At 76.8% G+C, this 17,309-nt stretch carries 14 protein-coding genes and 1 tRNA gene; 1 reads left to right on the forward strand and 14 read right to left on the reverse strand.

Features of this window, described 5'->3' with window-relative positions; genetic code table 11:
- Positions 1-105: 105 nt before the first annotated feature.
- The 5 genes from WDV85_RS02475 to WDV85_RS02495 form a co-directional block, all read right to left on the reverse strand.
- Positions 106-951, reverse strand: a complete 846-nt coding sequence (locus WDV85_RS02475) for a Bax inhibitor-1/YccA family protein (protein ID WP_339569104.1) — start codon at positions 949-951, stop codon at positions 106-108.
- Positions 952-1,118: 167 nt separating this feature from the next.
- A tRNA-Leu gene (locus WDV85_RS02480) sits at positions 1,119-1,191 on the reverse strand.
- A 98-nt stretch (positions 1,192-1,289) separates the two neighbouring features.
- Positions 1,290-2,228 carry an oxidoreductase gene (locus WDV85_RS02485; RefSeq protein ID WP_339569105.1) on the reverse strand — a complete coding sequence of 313 codons (939 nt, stop codon included), beginning with the start codon at positions 2,226-2,228 and terminating at the stop codon, positions 1,290-1,292.
- Positions 2,229-2,274: 46 nt separating this feature from the next.
- The gene (locus WDV85_RS02490) at positions 2,275-3,084 is read right to left on the reverse strand and encodes a uracil-DNA glycosylase (protein ID WP_339569106.1); all 810 of its coding nucleotides are present in this window, start codon (positions 3,082-3,084) and stop codon (positions 2,275-2,277) included.
- On the reverse strand, positions 3,081-4,067 hold the full coding sequence (locus WDV85_RS02495) for a Ppx/GppA phosphatase family protein (RefSeq protein WP_339569107.1): 987 nt from the start codon (positions 4,065-4,067) through the stop codon (positions 3,081-3,083). Before WDV85_RS02495 ends, WDV85_RS02490 begins: the two co-directional genes overlap by 4 nt.
- A 248-nt stretch (positions 4,068-4,315) precedes the next feature.
- Here WDV85_RS02495 and WDV85_RS02500 point away from each other — a divergent pair, with 248 nt between their 5' ends.
- Entirely contained in the window at positions 4,316-5,818 is a 1,503-nt protein-coding gene (locus tag WDV85_RS02500; protein WP_339569108.1) for a phytoene desaturase family protein, read from the forward strand.
- 48 nt (positions 5,819-5,866) lie between these two features.
- Here the strand turns inward: WDV85_RS02500 and WDV85_RS02505 are convergent, their stop codons facing one another.
- The 9 genes from WDV85_RS02505 to WDV85_RS02545 all read right to left on the reverse strand — a co-directional run bounded on the left by WDV85_RS02505 (position 5,867) and on the right by WDV85_RS02545 (position 17,144).
- Complete coding sequence (locus WDV85_RS02505) at positions 5,867-6,217, reverse strand: hypothetical protein (protein ID WP_339569109.1); 351 nt, start codon at positions 6,215-6,217, stop codon at positions 5,867-5,869.
- A 46-nt stretch (positions 6,218-6,263) separates the two neighbouring features.
- On the reverse strand, positions 6,264-6,788 hold the full coding sequence (locus WDV85_RS02510; protein ID WP_339569110.1) for a DUF501 domain-containing protein: 525 nt from the start codon (positions 6,786-6,788) through the stop codon (positions 6,264-6,266).
- The gene (locus WDV85_RS02515) at positions 6,785-7,468 is read right to left on the reverse strand and encodes an FtsB family cell division protein (protein ID WP_339569111.1); all 684 of its coding nucleotides are present in this window, start codon (positions 7,466-7,468) and stop codon (positions 6,785-6,787) included. Before WDV85_RS02515 ends, WDV85_RS02510 begins: the two co-directional genes overlap by 4 nt.
- Positions 7,469-7,644: 176 nt before the next feature.
- The gene (gene eno, locus WDV85_RS02520) at positions 7,645-8,925 is read right to left on the reverse strand and encodes a phosphopyruvate hydratase (protein ID WP_339569112.1); all 1,281 of its coding nucleotides are present in this window, start codon (positions 8,923-8,925) and stop codon (positions 7,645-7,647) included.
- Positions 8,926-9,046: 121 nt separating this feature from the next.
- Positions 9,047-9,541: a hypothetical protein gene (locus tag WDV85_RS02525; protein ID WP_339569113.1), complete on the reverse strand. Its 495-nt coding sequence runs from the start codon at positions 9,539-9,541 to the stop codon at positions 9,047-9,049.
- Positions 9,538-10,281, reverse strand: a complete 744-nt coding sequence (locus WDV85_RS02530; RefSeq protein ID WP_339569114.1) for a MazG family protein — start codon at positions 10,279-10,281, stop codon at positions 9,538-9,540. The genes WDV85_RS02525 and WDV85_RS02530 overlap by 4 nt, the downstream gene beginning before the upstream one ends.
- Positions 10,278-11,210 (reverse strand): sulfite exporter TauE/SafE family protein, encoded by a 933-nt coding sequence (locus WDV85_RS02535; protein WP_445263178.1) that lies wholly within the window; start codon positions 11,208-11,210, stop codon positions 10,278-10,280. The genes WDV85_RS02530 and WDV85_RS02535 overlap by 4 nt, the downstream gene beginning before the upstream one ends.
- Before the next feature lie 159 nt (positions 11,211-11,369).
- Positions 11,370-14,981, reverse strand: a complete 3,612-nt coding sequence (gene mfd, locus WDV85_RS02540) for a transcription-repair coupling factor (RefSeq protein ID WP_339569116.1) — start codon at positions 14,979-14,981, stop codon at positions 11,370-11,372.
- 153 nt (positions 14,982-15,134) lie between these two features.
- The gene (locus WDV85_RS02545; protein ID WP_339569117.1) at positions 15,135-17,144 is read right to left on the reverse strand and encodes a hypothetical protein; all 2,010 of its coding nucleotides are present in this window, start codon (positions 17,142-17,144) and stop codon (positions 15,135-15,137) included.
- Positions 17,145-17,309 lie beyond the last annotated feature (165 nt).

A 17,309-nucleotide genomic window follows, 5' to 3' on the forward strand; every position in this document is an offset into this window, starting at 1 on the left:
CGCACGAGGCGGCCGGGCCCGAGGGCGGCGATCCGGTCGAGGCAGCGGCGCAGCTCACGCCGCGCCTCCTCGACGGGGGTGTCGCCGGTGCTCACGCGGAGCGCGTCACTCGCTGCCGCGGAGGATGGCGAGCAGGCGCAGCATCTCGACGTACAGCCAGACGAGCGTCGTCACGAGGCCGAAGGCCGCCTTCCACGCGAACTGCTGCGGCAGGCCGTTCTTCACGCCCTGCTCGATGAAGTCGAAGTCGAGGATGAGCATGAAGGACGCCAGGCCGACGCCGATGAGGCTGAAGAGCCAGCCGAGCGGGCTCGTGTAGATGCTCGACCCGGTGAAGACGGCGACGAGCAGGTTCACGACGACGACGGCCAGGTAGCCCATGACCGCGATGCTCATGAACTTGACGAACTTCGGCGTCGCGCGCACGAGCTTCGTCTTGTACGCGACGAGCATGGCCGCGAAGGCGCCGAGGGTACCGAGGACGGCGGCGGGCACGATGCCCTGCCACAGCGTCTCGTAGACCTGGCTGATGGCGCCGAGGGCGATGCCCATGAGCACCGCGTAGGCCATCATCACGCCGGGTCGGATCTTCTTGCTGAGGTTGGCCCAGAGGCCGAGCCCGACGGCCACGAGCATCGCCGGGAAGACGAAGCCGAGGCCCGCGCCGGCCGGCGTGAGGACCCAGGTCGCCGCGGCGGCCACGAGCAGGACGCCGAAGAGAGCGCCCGTGCGGACGACGACGTCGTCGTAGGTCATGCGCCCGCGCTGGGCGGCGCCCGCCGACGGCTGCGCGTACATGTCCTGCAGCTGCTGGGGGGTCATGTCCTGCGCGGCGCCCGAGCCGCCCCACGTCGGCGCCTGGCCGCGGCCCCGGCGGTCGGTGTCGAAGGTGGCGTAGCCGCCCTGCGAGAACGCCCTGTCGTTCTTGAAGGCGGGGTTGCTGCTCTGCATGGGACTCCTCATCCGCGTGCGGGGTGGGCGGTGCTCGAGCCGGGACGGCGGAGCCATCGCGCTCACCCCGTGCAACGCCGCCGGCGCCCGAGGAGTTCCACAGGCCGCGCCCAGCCGCCCGGTCGGGCGCCCCCGGTGTCCAGCGGGACCCGGGAGCCCCCGGCACGCACCCCCGGCGGGACTCGAACCCGCACTGCAGCGCTTTTAAGGCGCCTGCCTCTGCCGTTGGGCTACGGGGGCCGGTGGGCCGTCCCCGCGCCGCAGCGCGAGCCCCGGGCGACCCCCGGCGCCGACCCTAGCCGCGCCCGCCGCAGCGGCCGGGTCGCCGTCGCCCGCCGCTACGCCGGGACGGGGAGCTCGTAGACGACCCCGGTGAGCCGCTCGCTCTCGGCCCACAGCCGCTGCGCGTCGGTGACGCTCTCCGCCCGCTCGGAGCGCCCGACGCGCACGGGCGCGCCCCGCATCTCCCCGCGGCCGTCGGGGCCGAGGTAGTCCCCGCCGTCCACCGCCGGGTCGGTCCCCGCGCGCAGCAGCGGGAGGGCGCCCGCCGCGTCGCTCTGCGCGAGGAGGCGGTTGGCCAGGCCCATGACGGCCCGGGCCCCCGGCAGGCGGACGCCGCTCGTGGCGCCCGCCTGCAGGTTGGTCGCCGACCACCCGGGGTGGCCGGCCACCGCGGTCGCCCGCGCCCCGGACGCGGCGAGGCGCCGCTGCAGCTCGGCCGTGAAGAGCAGGTTCGCCAGCTTGCTCTGCCCGTAGGCGCCGAACCGGGAGTACGAGCGCTCGCCCATGAGGTCGTCGAAGTCCATGCGCCCGGACCGGTGGGCCTGGCTGCTCGTGCTGACGACGCGGGCCGCGGGCGCGGCGAGCAGCGCCGGCAGCACCTGCCCGACGAGCGCGAAGTGCCCGAGGTGGTTGGTGCCCAGCTGCAGCTCGAAGCCGTCGCGCGTCTCCCGCCGCGGCACGGCCATGACGCCCGCGTTGGCGAAGAGGAGGTCGAGCCGGTCGTCCGTGCGGGTCCGGACGTCCTCCGCCGCCGCCCGCACCGCGGCGAGCGAGCCGAGGTCGACGTCGACGAGCTCGACGGTCGCCAGCGGCGCCGCACCCCGCACGCGCGCCACCGCGGCCTCGCCGCGGGCGCGGTCGCGGGCCCCCATGAGCACCCGGGCGCCGTGCTGGGCCAGCGCCCGGCTCACGTGCAGCCCGAGGCCGCTGTTGGCGCCGGTGACGAGCGCCGTCCGCCCGCTCAGGTCGGGGATGTCGCGCTCGCTCCAGCCCATGGCCGTCCTCCCTCTCGCCGGTGGCGCGCCGGGTCCCGGGCGCCGGTCAGCGGCCAGCCTCGCCGTGGGCGAGGTCCCGCGCGCGCTGGACGACGGCGTCGAGCATCGGCTCGGTGAGCCGGCCGGTCGCGGTGTTCTGCTGGCTCACGTGGTAGCTGCCGAGGAGCACGACGGGCGCCCCGCCGGGCCGGTCGAGCTCCGCCTCGGCGCCGTGGCCGAACACCGGCGCCGGGCGCGGCACGCCCCATCCCCGCCGCCGGGCGAGCCCGAGCGCCGACTGCCAGGCGAAGCCGCCGAGCGCGAGCACGACGGCGAGGTCGGGCAGGAGGTCGACCTCGCGGTCCAGCCACGGCGCGCACGTGTCCCGCTCGACGGGCAGCGGGGCGTTGTCGGGCGGCGCGCACCGGACGGCGGCCGCGACGCGGGCGCCCGGGGCGACGAGGCCGTCGCCGCGCCCGGTGCTCGTCGGCTGGCTGACGAGGCCGGCGCGGTGCAGCGCGGCGAAGATCCAGTCCCCCGACCGGTCGCCGGTGAAGACGCGCCCGGTGCGGTTGCCGCCGTGGGCCGCGGGGGCGAGCCCGAGGACGAGCAGGCGGGAGGCCGGCTCGCCGAAGCCGGGCACCGGCCGCCCCCAGTACTCCTCGTCGCGGTAGGCGCGGCGGCGGGTGCGGGCGACCTCCTCGCGCCAGGCGACGAGCCGCGGGCAGGCGCGGCAGTCGGCGACGCGGGCGTCGAGGTCGGCGACGTCGCGGGCGGCCCGCGCCCGGCGGACGACGCCGGCTGCCGTGGTGGCGGCGGGCGGCCGGCGCGGTGCGCCGTCGACGGGCGCCGCGCCCGCGGTCGGGCCGGGCGTCACGCGAGGGAGAGGGCGATGCCGTCGAGGATGTCGTGCTCGCTCGTGACGACGGAGCGCACGTCGGCGACGTCGGCGACCCGCTCGACGACCCGCGCCCACACGAGCGCCCCGGCGCCGATGACGTCGACGCGGCCGGGGTGCATGTACGGCAGCGCGGCGCGCTGGTCCCGGCTCATCGCGAGCAGCTCCTCGCAGGCGGCGAGGACGTCGGGCACCGGCAGCACGGCGCCGTGGAGGCGCTCGGGGTCGTAGCGCGGCAGGCGCAGGGCGTGGGCGGTGACGGTCGTCACGGTGCCGGCGACGCCCACGAGCGCCCCCGCGGCCTCGAGCGGCACCGCCGCGGCGACGCGGTCGAGGGCGGCGTCGACGTCGGCGCGCGCCGCCGCCACCTGCTCGGCGGTCGGCGGGTCGTCGTGCAGGTGGCGCTCGGTCATCCGGACGCAGCCGACGTCGACCGACAGGGCCGCCGGCGCCGCGCCCGCCGCGGTCGCGTCCGGGTCGCCGAGGACGACCTCCGTCGAGCCGCCGCCCAGGTCGACCACGCAGTACGGCGAGGCCAGCGTGACGCCGTCCGGCCCCCGCGGCGGCACGCCCGTGGCCGCCCCGCGGAAGGACAGCGCGGCCTCCTCCGCCCCCGGGACGACCTCCGGCTCGACGCCGAGGGCCTCGCGGACGCCGTCGACGAAGACCTGGGCGTTGGACGCGTCGCGGCTCGCGGACGTCGCGACGAAGCGCGTGCGCTCGGCGCCCAGCTCGCGCACCAGCGCCGCGTAGTCGCGGGTCGCCGCGAGGGTGCGCTCGAGCGCGGCGTCGGACAGCCGCCCGGTCGCGTCGACGCCCTCGCCCAGGCGGACGACGCGCATCTCGCGGTGGACGTCGACGAGCGGCTGCCCCGCCACGGACGCCGCGCCCGGCTCGGGCAGGTCGGCGACGAGGAGCCGGATGGAGTTGGTGCCGCAGTCGATGGCCGCCACGCGCGTCATGCCGCCCACCCTGGCAGCCCCCGGCGCCCGCCCGCGCGCCGTCACGGCGCGACGAGCAGCGGCGACTCGCCCGCGGCGACGATCCTCTCCTGGGCGAAGAGGCGACGACTCGCCCCGGCGAGCCACCTCAGGAGGGCGAACAGGCGACGACTCGCCCCGGAAGCCCACCTCACGAGGGCGAAGAGACGACGACTCGCCCCGGACGGGCGATCGGGCGGGGGGCCCCACCGGGTGGCACGCTCGGACGGGTGACCTCCCCCACCCCCCAGCCCCCGTCGCGCCGCCGGGGCGACGACGTCGACGTCGTCGTCGTGGGCGCCGGTCCCAACGGGCTCGCCGCCGCCGTCGTGTGCGCGCGGGCGGGGCTGTCGGTGGAGGTCGTCGAGGCCGCCGACCAGATCGGCGGCGGGGCGCGCACCCAGGAGCTGACGCTGCCCGGCTTCCGCCACGACGTCTGCTCGGCCGTGCACCCCATGGCCGTCGCCTCGCCGTTCTTCGAGGCCTTCGACCTCGCCGCCCACGGCGTCGAGATGCTCCAGCCCGACGTCCCCTACGCCCAGCCGCTCGACGGCGGCCGTGCCGGGGTGGCCTTCCGCGACCTCGAGCGCACGGTCGAGGGCCTCGGCGTCGACGGACCCGCCTGGCGATCGCTCGTCGGCCGGCTGTCCGAGACGTGGCGCGGCACCGCCGACGTCGCGCTCAGCGACTTCCGCTCGCTGCCCCGCCACCCGCTGCAGGCGGCGTCCTTCGCGGCCGCCGTCCTCGAGCAGGGGACGCCGGCGTGGGACCTGCGCTTCCGCGAGGACGTCGCCCCGGCCCTGCTCACGGGCGTCTGCAGCCACGCCATCGCCCCGCCGCGGCGCCTCGCCCCGGCCGCGGGCGGCCTGTGGCTCGCGAGCCTGGCCCACGCCACCGGCTGGCCCATCCCCCGCGGCGGCTCCCAGTCGATGGTCGACGCGATGGCCGACGACGTCCGCGCCCGCGGCGGCGTCATCCGCACGGGGGAGCGCGTGACGTCGCTCGCGCAGCTCCCCCGCGCGCGGGCCGTGCTCCTCGACGTCGCGCCGCAGGGGCTGCTCGACATCGCGGGCGACCAGCTGCCCCCGCGCTACCGGGGCTGGCTCGAGCGCTGGCACTACGGCGGCGGCGTCTGCAAGGTCGACTACGCCCTGTCCGGGCCCGTGCCGTGGGAGGCCGAGCACCTCGACCGCGCCGGCACGGTGCACCTCGGCGGCACGCGCCCGGAGATGCAGGCGGCCGAGCGGGCCGTCGTCGCGGGCCGCCACGCCGAGCGCCCCGTCGTCCTCGTCTCCCAGCCCGACGTCGTCGACGACACCCGCACCCCGGACGAGCGCCGGACGCTGTGGACGTACGCGCACGTCCCCAACGGCTCGCCGCGCGACATCAGCGACCAGGTGACGGCGCAGCTCGAGCGCTTCGCGCCCGGGTTCCGCGACCTCGTGCTCGCCACCGACGTGCTGCCCGCCTCCGGCCAGCAGGAGCGCGAGCCGAACAACGTGGGCGGCGACATCGCGACCGGCGCCGTGACGCCGTGGCAGCTGCTCATGCGGCCCGTGCCGCGGTGGGACCCCTACCGGACGCCGCTCACCGGCGTGTACCTCGCGTCGGCGTCCGTGCCGCCCGGTCCCGCCGTGCACGGGATGGGCGGCGTCCACGCCGCCGGCCGCGTGCTGCGCCAGCGCTTCGGGCGCCGTGTCGACCCGCTCGACGTCGTCCGCGACGCCGCCTGACACGCGCCCCGGGGAGCCGAGCCGCACCCGACCCGGGCGGCCGGGCGGTCAGCGGGGCTCGTCGGGCTCCGCCGGCTCCCACGGGCTCGGGGCGTCCGCCCCGGAGGGCGCCGGCCCGAGACGCTGCCGCAGCACCTGGTCCGCCCCGCTGGCGAGGCGGTGGACGCCCCGGGCGAGGACGAGGACACCCACCAGTCCGACGACCAGCACGAGGAGGAAGAACCAGACGCGCCCGTGCAGCACCCACGTGGCGGTGGCTGCGGCCACGGACAGGCCGACGAGGACGACGCCGGAGGCCAGGTCCTCCGCCGAGGCCTCGGGGTGGCCGGGAGCGGACGGGACGGGCATCGGCCGCCCGTCGGGACCGAGGCGGTCGGGGGCGGGGCGCAGGAAGGGCACGAGCGGACCCTGCCAGGGCGGAGGACCGCGTGGGGGCGGTTCGGCCTCAGGAGGTCGGCGGCGCCTCGACGCAGCACCCGCGGGCGCCCCAGTCGGGCAGCATCGCCAGCGCCTCGTCGCCGAGCGGCGACACCCCGGGCCCCGCGGCGAGGGCGTGCGCCACGAGGACGTGGAGGCACTTCACGCGGGTCGGCATGCCGCCCGCGGACACGCCGTCGATCTCGGGGACGTCGCCGAGCTCGGCGCGGCGGCGCAGGTAGTCCTCGTGGGCGCGGGCGTGCCCCGCAGCGAGCTCCGGGTCGTCCGCCAGGCGCTCGGTCATGTCGCGCATGACGCCGTCCGCCTCGAGGGTGCCGATGGCCGACGCCGCCCGCGGGCACGTGAGGTAGTACGTCGTCGGGAAGGGGGTGCCGTCGGGCAGCCGCGGCGCCGTCCGCACGACGTCCGCGAGCCCGCACGAGCAGCGGTGGGCCACGCCGACGGCGCCGCGGGGCGCCCGGCCGAGCTGGGCGGCCACCACGGCCGCGTCCTCGGGCGCGAGCCCGCCGCCGGCGTCGGTCTCGTCGCTCACCGGCCGGCCGCCTCGCGGCCGGCCTCGCCGACGGAGTCCCACAGCACCCCGAACCACGGCCGGTCCTCGGAGGCGCGGACGCCGTCGGCGGCCGCCTCGCGGGGGTCGCGCTCGGCCTGGCGGCTGGGCGGGACGCCGACGACCCGGTAGGGCACGTCGCCCGGCATGACGAGCGCGAGGCGCTGGCGGGCCTGGCGCTCGACGTAGGCCGGGTCCTGCCAGCGCTGCACCTGCTGCTCGAGGTCGGCGACGTCGGCCTCCGTGGCGGCGAGCTCGGCGCGCGCGTCGGCGATCTCGGCGCGCTGGCTGATGGTCGCGTGCAGGTAGGGCGCCAGCGCGGCGACGACGACGAGCAGCAGCACCGCCAGCGCCGCCGCCCGGCGCGTGAGGCCGCGGGGCGCCGGCAACGACGCGGCCGCGCGCGCTCGGCGTCGCGGCTCGGGAGCCGACGCCGCGCCTGCCGCCGCGCGGGCCCGGGCGGAGGCCGGCAGGCCCGCCGGGGTCCGGGACGGCAGGTGGAGCCCGCCGTCGCCGGCCGCCCGCGCCCGCACGGCCGCCGCGGGACGGCCGCCCGCGCCCACGGCGTCCGTGCCGTCGTCGTCCGCGGGCCCGTGCGCCTCGGGCGAGGTGCCGCCGGCCCGCCCCGCTCGCGGCGCCACCGGTCGCCGTGCGCCTGCCATGCGTGCCCTCCGCCCGTCGTGCTGCCCGTCGCCCGCGCCCGGGTCCTGCTGCTCGTGCTCTCGTCCGTGCTCTCGTCCGGGCGCAGGTCCCGTCCGGTGGTGCTCGCCCTCCCCGCGGCGCGCGCCGCGGGGAGGGCGCCCTCAGCCCCGCGAGGGGCCGGGGGCGGAGGAGGCGGTCAGCCCTTCCAGCGCGGGAAGGCGCCGCGGCCGGCGTAGCGCGCGGCCTCGTCGAGCTCCTCCTCGATGCGCAGGAGCTGGTTGTACTTGGCGACGCGCTCCGAGCGGGCCGGGGCGCCGGTCTTGATCTGGCCGCAGTCGGTGGCGACGGCGAGGTCGGCGATCGTCGTGTCCTCGGTCTCGCCCGAGCGGTGGCTCATCATCGCCCGGTAGCCGCTGCGGTGGGCGAGCGCCACGGCGTCGAGGGTCTCGGTGAGCGTGCCGATCTGGTTGACCTTGACGAGCAGCGCGTTGGCGGCGCCGCCGTCGATGCCCCGCTGGAGGCGCTCGGGGTTGGTGACGAACAGGTCGTCGCCGACGAGCTGCACGCGCTGGCCGAGGGCCGCCGTCAGCGACGCCCAGCCCTCCCAGTCGTCCTCGTCGAGCGGGTCCTCGATCGACACGAGCGGGTAGGCGTCGACGAGCTCGGTGTAGTACGCCGCCATCTGCTCGGCCGTGCGGTCCTGGCCCTCGAAGCGGTAGATGCCGCCCTCGTGGAACTCGGTGGCCGCGACGTCGAGCGCCAGCGCGACGTCGGAGCCCAGCGTGAGCCCCGCCTTCTCGACGGCCGTGGCGATGAGGTCGAGCGCCTCGCGGTTGCTCGGCAGGTCGGGGGCGAAGCCGCCCTCGTCGCCGAGGCCCGTCGACAGGCCGCGCTGCTTCAGCACCGACTTCAGCGCGTGGTAGACCTCCGCCCCCCAGCGCAGGGACTCGCGGAAGGTCGGCGCGCCGATGGGCGCGATCATGAACTCCTGGACGTCGACGCCGGAGTCGGCGTGGGCGCCGCCGTTGACGATGTTCATCATCGGCACGGGCAGCACGTGCGCGTTGGGGCCGCCGACGTAGCGGAAGAGCGGCAGGGACGCGGACTCGGCCGCGGCGCGCGCGACGGCGAGCGAGACGCCGAGGACGGCGTTGGCGCCGAGCGAGGACTTGTTGGGGGTGCCGTCGAGCTCGAGCATCGCCGCGTCGACGAGCCGCTGCTCGGACGCGTCGAGGCCCACGAGCTCGGGGCCGATGGTGTCGAGGACGGCGTCCACGGCGCCCTGGACGCCCTTGCCGCCGTAGCGGGCGTCGTCGCCGTCACGGCGCTCGGTCGCCTCGAAGGCGCCGGTCGACGCCCCCGACGGCACCGCCGCGCGGGCGAGGACGCCGTCGTCGAGGGCGACCTCCACCTCGACGGTGGGGTTGCCTCGGGAGTCGAGGATCTCGCGTGCTCCGACGGCCTCGATGCTGGCCACGACATCTCCTGGGGGCTCGGTGGTCGATGTGGTCGGGTGGTCGGTGACGGCCCGTCCGGCGGGGGCGACCCCCGCGGGGGCGGCGCCGGGGACGACCGCTGCCGACCCGTCGCCGGGGAGCCTATCGGCGCCGCGGGGGCGCGCCGGGGACGTCGTCCGGCGTGGGGTCCGGAGCGGTGCAGGAGCCGCGCCGGGGCGCGTACCCGCCGTCCTCCAGCCCCGCGTGGCGCTCGAAGCGGCTGCGCCGCGGGTCGGCCCCGGTGAGCGCGGCCTCCAGGCCGTACAGCGCCGGCATGAGGAGCGGGCCGAGCACGGCCCACTGGTCCGCGTGGCGCGCCTCGTGGCGGCGCCGCTCCGGCCCGCCGAGGCCGCCGTGGAGCCAGACGCTGCCCACCGTCGTCCCGCCGCGGGCGTATCCGCGGCGCATGCCGCCGCACTCGACGAGGAGGTCGCGCCCGACCACGGGGCGCCCGCCGTGCGCGACGCCCCAGGCGAGCGCCGCAGCGGTGGGGACGAGGTTGAGGTAGGCGCGCGCCAGCCACCAGGCGCGGGTGCGGCGGCGCTCCCGAGGGCGCCCGCCGATGACCCCGCCGGTGAGCGGGTCGGGGGCGCTCACGCCGGACCGGCCGCCTCGGCGTCGCGGGCGCGCTGCTCGAGGCGACGCACCGCGGCGCGCAGGGCCGTCTCGGGGTCGACGCCCGGCGTCTCGCGCGCCGCGTCGGCCACGACGGCGAGCAGCCGGTCCCCCAGCTCCGCCTCGGCGTCGCGCTCCTGCTCGGGCGCCGCCGAGCCCCCGGTCCCGCCGGGCACCAGCGCGTCGACGTCGAGCCCGGCCCGCCGGGCGCGGCCCAGCAGCTTCGCGGCCCGCGCGAGCGCCGGCAGCGCCGGGGGGACGCCGTCCATCGCACTGGAGCGCCGCTTCTCGGCGCGCTTGCGCGCCTCCCAGCCGGCCTCGACGTCGGCGGCGCTCAGCGCGTCGTCCGCCTGCTCGCCGAAGACGTGCGGGTGCCGGTGCACGAGCTTGGCGACGATGCCGGCGGCCACGTCGTCGACGTCGAACCGCTCGCCCTCGGGCGCCTCCTGCGCCACGCGGGCGTGGAAGACGACCTGGAGCAGCAGGTCGCCGAGCTCCTCGCGCAGGTGCTCGGGCGAGCCCGACTCGATGGCCTCGACGACCTCGAACGCCTCCTCCAGCGCGTACGGCGCGAGGGAGGCGTGGGTCTGCTCGGCGTCCCACGGGCAGCCGCCGGGAGAGCGCAGGCGGTCCATGACGGCGACCAGCTCGAGCAGCCGCGCGCCCGGCACACCGACGGCCGGCACATCGTCGGCCGACGCGCCGTCGCCCGACGCCGTCACGGCACCTCCGCCGGACGCCGCTCGCGGGAGGCGAGCGCCGGCAGGCCGTGGCGGCGGCGCACCTGCATCCAGACGAGGGGCGCGACGAGCGCCACGACCACGAGGACGACGCCGGTCGTGACCGTCGGCACGCCGAGCAGCTTGAGCGCCGAGGCGAGCAGCACGAAGGCGAGCGCCCGCCGCACGATCCCGCCGGGCGCCCGCGAGGACAGCCGGGCCCCCACGTAGACGCCGGGGACGCTGCCGAGCAGCAGCGACGTCGTGAGGTCGAGCTGGAAGTCGCCGAAGAGGACGTGCCCCAGGGCCGCGGACACGACGAGCGGCACCGCCTGCACGAGGTCGGTGCCGACGAGGGAGCTGGCCTTGAGCGCCGGGTAGAGCGCCATGAGCGCGATGATGATGAGGGAGCCGGAGCCGACGGACGTCATCCCGACGACGACGCCGCCGACCATGCCGACGGCGATCGTCGGCAGCTTCCGGACGACGACCTCGGGGCGGTCCTGCGGCAGCGGCGCCGCCCGCCCGTCCCGCTTGCGGGCCCGCTCCGCCAGGCGCACGTAGGCCCGCACGACCAGGCCCGTGGCCGCGACGAGCAGCGCGACGCCGAGCGCCACCCGGATGACGTCCTGCACCCCCTGCCCGTCCCCCAGCGCCCGGGCGATGAGCACGCCGACGAAGGCCATGGGCACCGACCCGACGCAGAGCCACTTCACGAGCTGGAGGTTGACGGTGCCCCGCCGCAGGTGGACCACCGAGCCGACCGGCTTCATGAGGCCCGCCGAGGCGACGAGGTCGCTGGAGACGGCCGTCAGCGGCGGGATGCCGAAGAAGAGCACGAGCACGGGCGTCATGAGGGCGCCCCCGCCCATGCCCGTCAGGCCCACGACGATGCCGATGAAGAACGTCGCCGCGACGAGCAGCGGGTCGATGTCCACGAGCGGCCTCCTCCGGGTCCCACCGGGCCCGGCGGGTCCCGCCGGGCCCGGTGGGTCCCGCCGGGCCCGGTGGGTCCGACTGGTGCGACCGGCACTGTAGGGAACCGGCGTCCGGGCGCGGAAGCCGTCCGACGCGGGAGCGCCCCGCTCGGCTCAGCCGACGCCCGCGGCCACCTTCCCCGCCGCGCCGACGTCGTCACCCACGACCGCGTCGAGCAGGTCGGCCGCCCAGTCGAGCAGCGCCGTCCCCTGCAGCGGCTTGCCGCCGATCCGCGCCGTCCTCGGCATGGGCACGAGCACCGACCGCACGGCGGGCTTGACCAGCGACCCCGGGTAGAGGCGTCGCAGCCGCAGGGTCTGGCTGTCGCCCAGCTCCATCGGCGCGAAGCGGACGTTGGTGCCCTGGGCGCTGACCTCGGTGACGCCGGCCGCCCGGGCCCGCACCCGGAAGCGCGCGACGGCGAGGAGGTTCTCCACCGCCTGGCCGCCCGTGGCCTCGGACGGGTCGCCGTAGCGGTCGACGAGCTCGTCGCGGACCTCCTGCACCGCCTCGAGCGTCTCGGCGACGGCGAGCTTGCGGTAGGCCTCGAGCCGCAGCCGCTCGTGCGGCACGTACTCGTGCGGCAGGTGGGCGTCGACGGGCAGCTCGACCTTGATCTCGGCGGGCGGCTTCCCGGCGCCGTCGCCGCGGAAGTCCGCGACGGCCTCGCCGACGAGCCGGATGTAGAGGTCGAAGCCGACGCCCGCGATGTGGCCGGACTGCTCGCCGCCGAGCAGGTTGCCGGCGCCGCGGATCTCGAGGTCCTTCATGGCGACCTGCATGCCGGCCCCGAGGTCGGTGTTCTGCGCGATCGTCGTCAGGCGGTCGTTCGCCGTGTCGGTGAGCGGCCGGTCCGCCGGGTAGAGGAAGTAGGCGTACGCGCGCTCGCGCCCGCGGCCCACGCGCCCGCGCAGCTGGTGCAGCTGGGAGAGCCCGAAGCGCTCGGCCCGCTCGAGGATGAGCGTGTTGGCGTTCGAGATGTCGAGGCCGGTCTCGATGATCGTCGTGCAGACGAGCACGTCGTACTTCTTGGCGTAGAAGTCGAGGACAGCCTGCTCGAGCGCCTGCTCGCTCATCTTCCCGTGGGCGACGGCGATGCGGGCCTCGGGCACGAGCTCGCGCAGGTGCGAGGCGGCGCGGTCGATGGACTCCGTCTTGTTGTGGACGTAGAACACCTGGCCCTCGCGCAGCAGCTCGCGGCGGATCGCCGCCGTGACCTGCTTGTCGTCGTAGGCGCCGACGAAGGTGAGCACCGGGTGGCGCTCCTCCGGCGGCGTCGCCAGCGTCGACATCTCCCGGATGCCGGTGACCGCCATCTCGAGCGTTCGCGGGATCGGCGTCGCGCTCATCGCGAGGACGTCGACGTCGGTGCGCAGCGCCTTCAGCGTCTCCTTGTGCTCGACGCCGAAGCGCTGCTCCTCGTCGACGATGACGAGGCCGAGGTCCTTGAAGCGGACCTCGCTGCCGAGCAGCCGGTGGGTGCCGACGACGAGGTCGACCTTCCCGTCGGTGATGCCGGCGACCGTCTCCTTCGAGTCCGCCGCCGACGTGAAGCGCGACAGGGCCTTCACCGTGACCGGGAAGCCGGCGAAGCGCTCGGAGAAGGTCTCGAGGTGCTGCTGCACGAGCAGCGTCGTCGGCACGAGGACGGCGACCTGCTTGCCGTCCTGGATCGCCTTGAACGCCGCCCGGACGGCGATCTCGGTCTTGCCATAGCCGACGTCGCCGCAGATGAGCCGGTCCATGGGGACCGACTTCTCCATGTCGGCCTTGACCTCGTCGATGCACGAGAGCTGGTCGGGCGTCTCGACGTAGGGGAAGGCGTCCTCGAGCTCGCGCTGCCACGGCGTGTCCGGCCCGAAGGCGTGACCGGACGTCGCCATGCGCGCGGAGTACAGGCGCACGAGCTCGCCGGCGATCTCCTTGACCGCCTTGCGCGCGCGGCTCTTCGTCTTCGCCCAGTCGCCGCCGCCCATCTTGTTGAGCGGCGGGTCCTCGCCGCCCACGTAGCGGGTGACCTGGTCGAGGGTGTCCGTCGGCACGAACAGCCGGTCCCCCGGCTGGCCGCGCTTGCTGGGCGCGTACTCGATGACGAGGTACTCGCGGGTCGAGCCGCCCATCGTGCGCTGGATCATCTCGACGAAGCGCCCGACGCCGTGCTGCTCGTGCACCACCGGGTCGCCCGGGCGCAGCTGCAGCGGGTCGACCTGCTTCTTGCGGCGGCTCGGCAGCCGCTGCATGTCCTTCGTCGAGCTCGGGCCGCTGCGGCCGAGCACGTCGGCCTCGGTGAGGACGGCGAGGCGCAGGGGCTCGGCGACGAAGCCCGCTCCCCCGGCGCCCGTCGTCACGTGGACGACGCCCTCCTCGGGCGGCTCCTCGAGGGTCTGCACGCGCCGCGCCGGCACGTCGGCCTCGCGCAGCACCTCGGCGAGGCGGTCGGCGGAGCCGTGGCCCTCCGCGGTGACGACGACGCGCCAGCCGTCGCGGGCGTGGGCGCGGACGTCGTCGAGCGTCGTCGTCACGTCGCCGGAGAAGGAGCGGGTGTCGCGGGCGCCCAGGCGCAGCTGGACGCCGCCGGTGTCGTCCTGCGTGCCCGAGAGGCCGGCGTCGGCCAGGCTCTCGTCGGCGCCGAAGGCCGTCAGCGACCACCACGGGTGCCCGGCCGCCGTCGCCGCGCCGCGCGCCACGGACAGGGGCAGGAAGCTCGCCGAGGAGAGGTCGACCGGCGTCTGCGCGCCCGCCGCGGCGTTGGACCACGCCGCGGCGAGGAACTCCTCGGTCGTCGCGACCAGGTCGTGCGCACGGGCCCGCACCCGCTCGGGGTCGAGGACGACGACGTGAGCGCCGTCGGGCAGCAGGTCGGTGAGCGGCTGCATGCCGTCGACGAGGGCCGGCGCGAGGGACTCCATGCCCTCGACCGCCACGCCCGCGGCGATCTTGTCGAGCATGTCGGCGGCGCCGGGCAGCTGCTCCTTGAGGGCCAGCGCCCGGTCCCGCACCTCCTGCGTGAGGAGCACCTCGCGGCACGGGGGCGCCCACAGGCCCTCCGGGACGACGTCGAGCGAGCGCTGGTCGGCGACGGCGAAGGCGCGGACCTCCTCGACCTCGTCGCCGAAGAGCTCGACGCGCAGCGGGTGGTCGCGGGTCGGCGGGAAGACGTCGACGATGCCACCGCGGACGGCGAAGTCGCCGCGCCGCTCGACCATGTCGACGCGGCTGTAGGCCGCGCCGGCGAGGCGCTCGACGAGGTCGTCGAGGTCCACGACGTCGCCCGCCTGGAGCCGGACGGGGCGCAGGTCACCGAGGCCGCGGACCACGGGCTGCAGCACGGCGCGCACGGGCGCGACGACGACCCGGACCGGCCCGTCGGGCGCCCCCTCGGGGCCGGGATGGGCGAGGCGCCGGAAGACGGCCAGGCGCTTGCCGACGGTGTCGCTGCGCGGCGAGAGCCGCTCGTGCGGCAGCGTCTCCCACGACGGCAGCTCGGCGACCTGGCCCTCGGGCAGGAAGCAGCGCAGCGACGCCGCCAGCTCCTCCGCCGCGCGGCCCGTGGCCGTGACGGCGAGCAGGGGCCGGCGCGCGGCCAGCTCGGCGACGACCGCCGGGCGGGTGCCCGCGGGGGCGGTGAGGTCGAGGACGTCGGTGACGCCCTCGGCGGCGGCGGACGTCGCGGAGGCGAGCGCGGTGTCGGCGCGCAGGACGTCGAGCAGGCCGGTGAGGCTCACGGGGCGGGGCTCCTCGGGGCAGCACGAGAGCCCCGGACCGGGCGGCCGCGGGGCTGGAGCCAGGGTACGTCGCAGGACGCGGGACGCCCGGCGGTCCCCCAGGGGACCGCCGGGCGTCCGCCGGCAGGTCGGCAGGTCGGCCGGTCGCGCGGCTCAGCCGTAGATGCGGACCCGGATGGGCGTCGCCGTGCCCGTGTAGACGTTGGCGCTCTGGACCAGCGTGGTGCTGTTCGTGGCGAGCAGGGGGCAGTCGGCGATGCTCGTGCTGCCGGCGCGGAACTGGTTGCCGCGGACGACCACGGTCTCGAGATACGGCAGCTTGCTCTTGTGGGCGAGCTTGATGTTGCAGGTGCCGCCGGCGAACCAGTTGCCCTCGATGACGAGGCCTCGGGTGGCCGCGTAGTCCTGGGTCACCTGGATGGCGCCGTTGCTCGCCCCGGAGAGGGAGTTGCCGCGGATGACGACGTCCGTGCCGCCGAGGACCTGGACGGCGTCGTTGTGCGTGGGTCCACCGCCCTGGTTGGGGTCGGAGGCGAAGTAGGCGCTGTCGTGCAGCCAGCTGTCGAGGACGCGGACCTTGTCGCCGTGGACCTTGACGTTGTCGACGGTGCCCCAGCTGTTGACGCGGCGGGCGGTGAAGTTGGCGCCCTTGAGGCCGTCCAGCCAGACGGAGGGGAAGTCAGGCACCAGCGTGACGTCCTCGACGACGAGGTTGGTCGCGGTGGCCGTCGTGTTGGTGATCAGGCCGCGGTTGCCGGTGGCCACGCCGCCGCGGACGCGGGTGCGGGTGATGGTGACGTCCGGCGCCTTGACCGTGATGAAGCCGTGGACGTCGAGCCCGTCGATCCGGGTGCCGGGCGTGGTCACGACGATGTCGCCGTAGTGGGGCTTGAGCACGGTCCCCGCGGGCACGCCGGTGGTCGTGGGGCCCGGCTCGACGGGGGCCGCGGGCACCGGGGCGGGAGCCGCCACGGCGACGGCGCTCGAGGTGACGCCCGTGTGGGCGAGTGACACACCGGTCGTCGCGGAGCCGGAGAGGTAGGCCGCGAGCCGCGCCTTCGCCACGGGGACGGCGGCCGCGGAGGTGTCGGTGTAGGTCTGCTGCCAGGTGGTCGGAACGGCCTGGCCGTCCAGCCAGCTGCGGACGTCCAGGCCCGCCGAACCGGTGGCACGGGGCCGGACCTCGAGGTGGACGCGCCCGCCGGCGGCCGTCCTGGTCGGGAGCGTGGGACCGTAGGTCACCGCCTCGCGGCCGTCGACGACCTTGGCCGTGCTGAGCTGGACCTGACCGTCGCTGCTGACGCGCACACGACCCCGGTACGCGGTGGTGCTGGTGGCGCCCGGGACCTCGAGGGACACCCACAGCGGGGCGTTCGCGCCGAGCGCCGGGACGGTGAAGGAGGTCTTCGCGCCGCCCGCGACCGGGCTGTAGGCGCTGCAGACGCCCTGGCCGGGGGCGACCACGAGAGCCGTCGTCGTCGCTGCGGTGGTGATGGTCGGCGAGGTCGGCGTAGTCGGCGACGCGGCGCCCGTGCTGCCGGACGTGACGCCCTGGTGCGCCACGGTGATGCGGGACGGCGCCGAGGACGCGAGGTAGGTCCACAGGCGCGCGCTGGTGACCTTGGCCGCCGTCGAGCCGGAGTCGACGTACTGCTGCTGCCACGAGGGGAGGGCGCTGCCGTCGACCCAGGCGCGCAGGTCGAGCCCGGCCGAGCCGCTGGTCCGGGGCCTGACCTCGAGGCGCACGGCCGAGCCGGCGCGGGCGGCCCCGGGCACCACGGGGCCCTGGACGACGGTCTCGCGGCCGCTGACGACCTTCGAGGTGCTCAGCTGCATGGTGCCGTCGGACTTGATCTTGACGCGTCCGCGGTAGGCCGGCGTGGAGCCGCTGGCCGGCACCTCGAGCCCCACCCAGACCGGTCCGCGGGAGTCCAGGGCAGGGACGGTGAAGCGCGTGCCCGCGCCACCGGTCGCGGTGCTCCAGCTCGAGGCGGTGCTCGTGCCCGGGGCGGGCGTGAGGCTCCCGCCCGTCGCCGCGGAGGCCGGCGTCGCGCCGAGGAGGGTGGCGGCGAGGAGGGCGGGCGCGCCGAGGGCGGCCAGCAGGCGGGCAGCGCGATGCTCGCGGCGGGGTGCGGGGCGAGTGGGGCTCGTGGTGGTGGTCATGGCGGTGGGCTCCGAGGGGGTCGACGTGGGACCGGCACCCGCGCACCCCGCGAGTGCGGTGGCCCGAGCTGCCGATGTGGACATGCGGAGGGGTCGTCCCCGTCCCCGCGGCCCTTGACTCCGCCGGATCGCCCGCTGCCCCTGTCGGCCCTCCCCGTCACCCTC

The organism is Pseudokineococcus sp. 5B2Z-1 (assembly GCF_037482305.1).
Lineage (GTDB): Bacteria > Actinomycetota > Actinomycetes > Actinomycetales > Quadrisphaeraceae > Pseudokineococcus.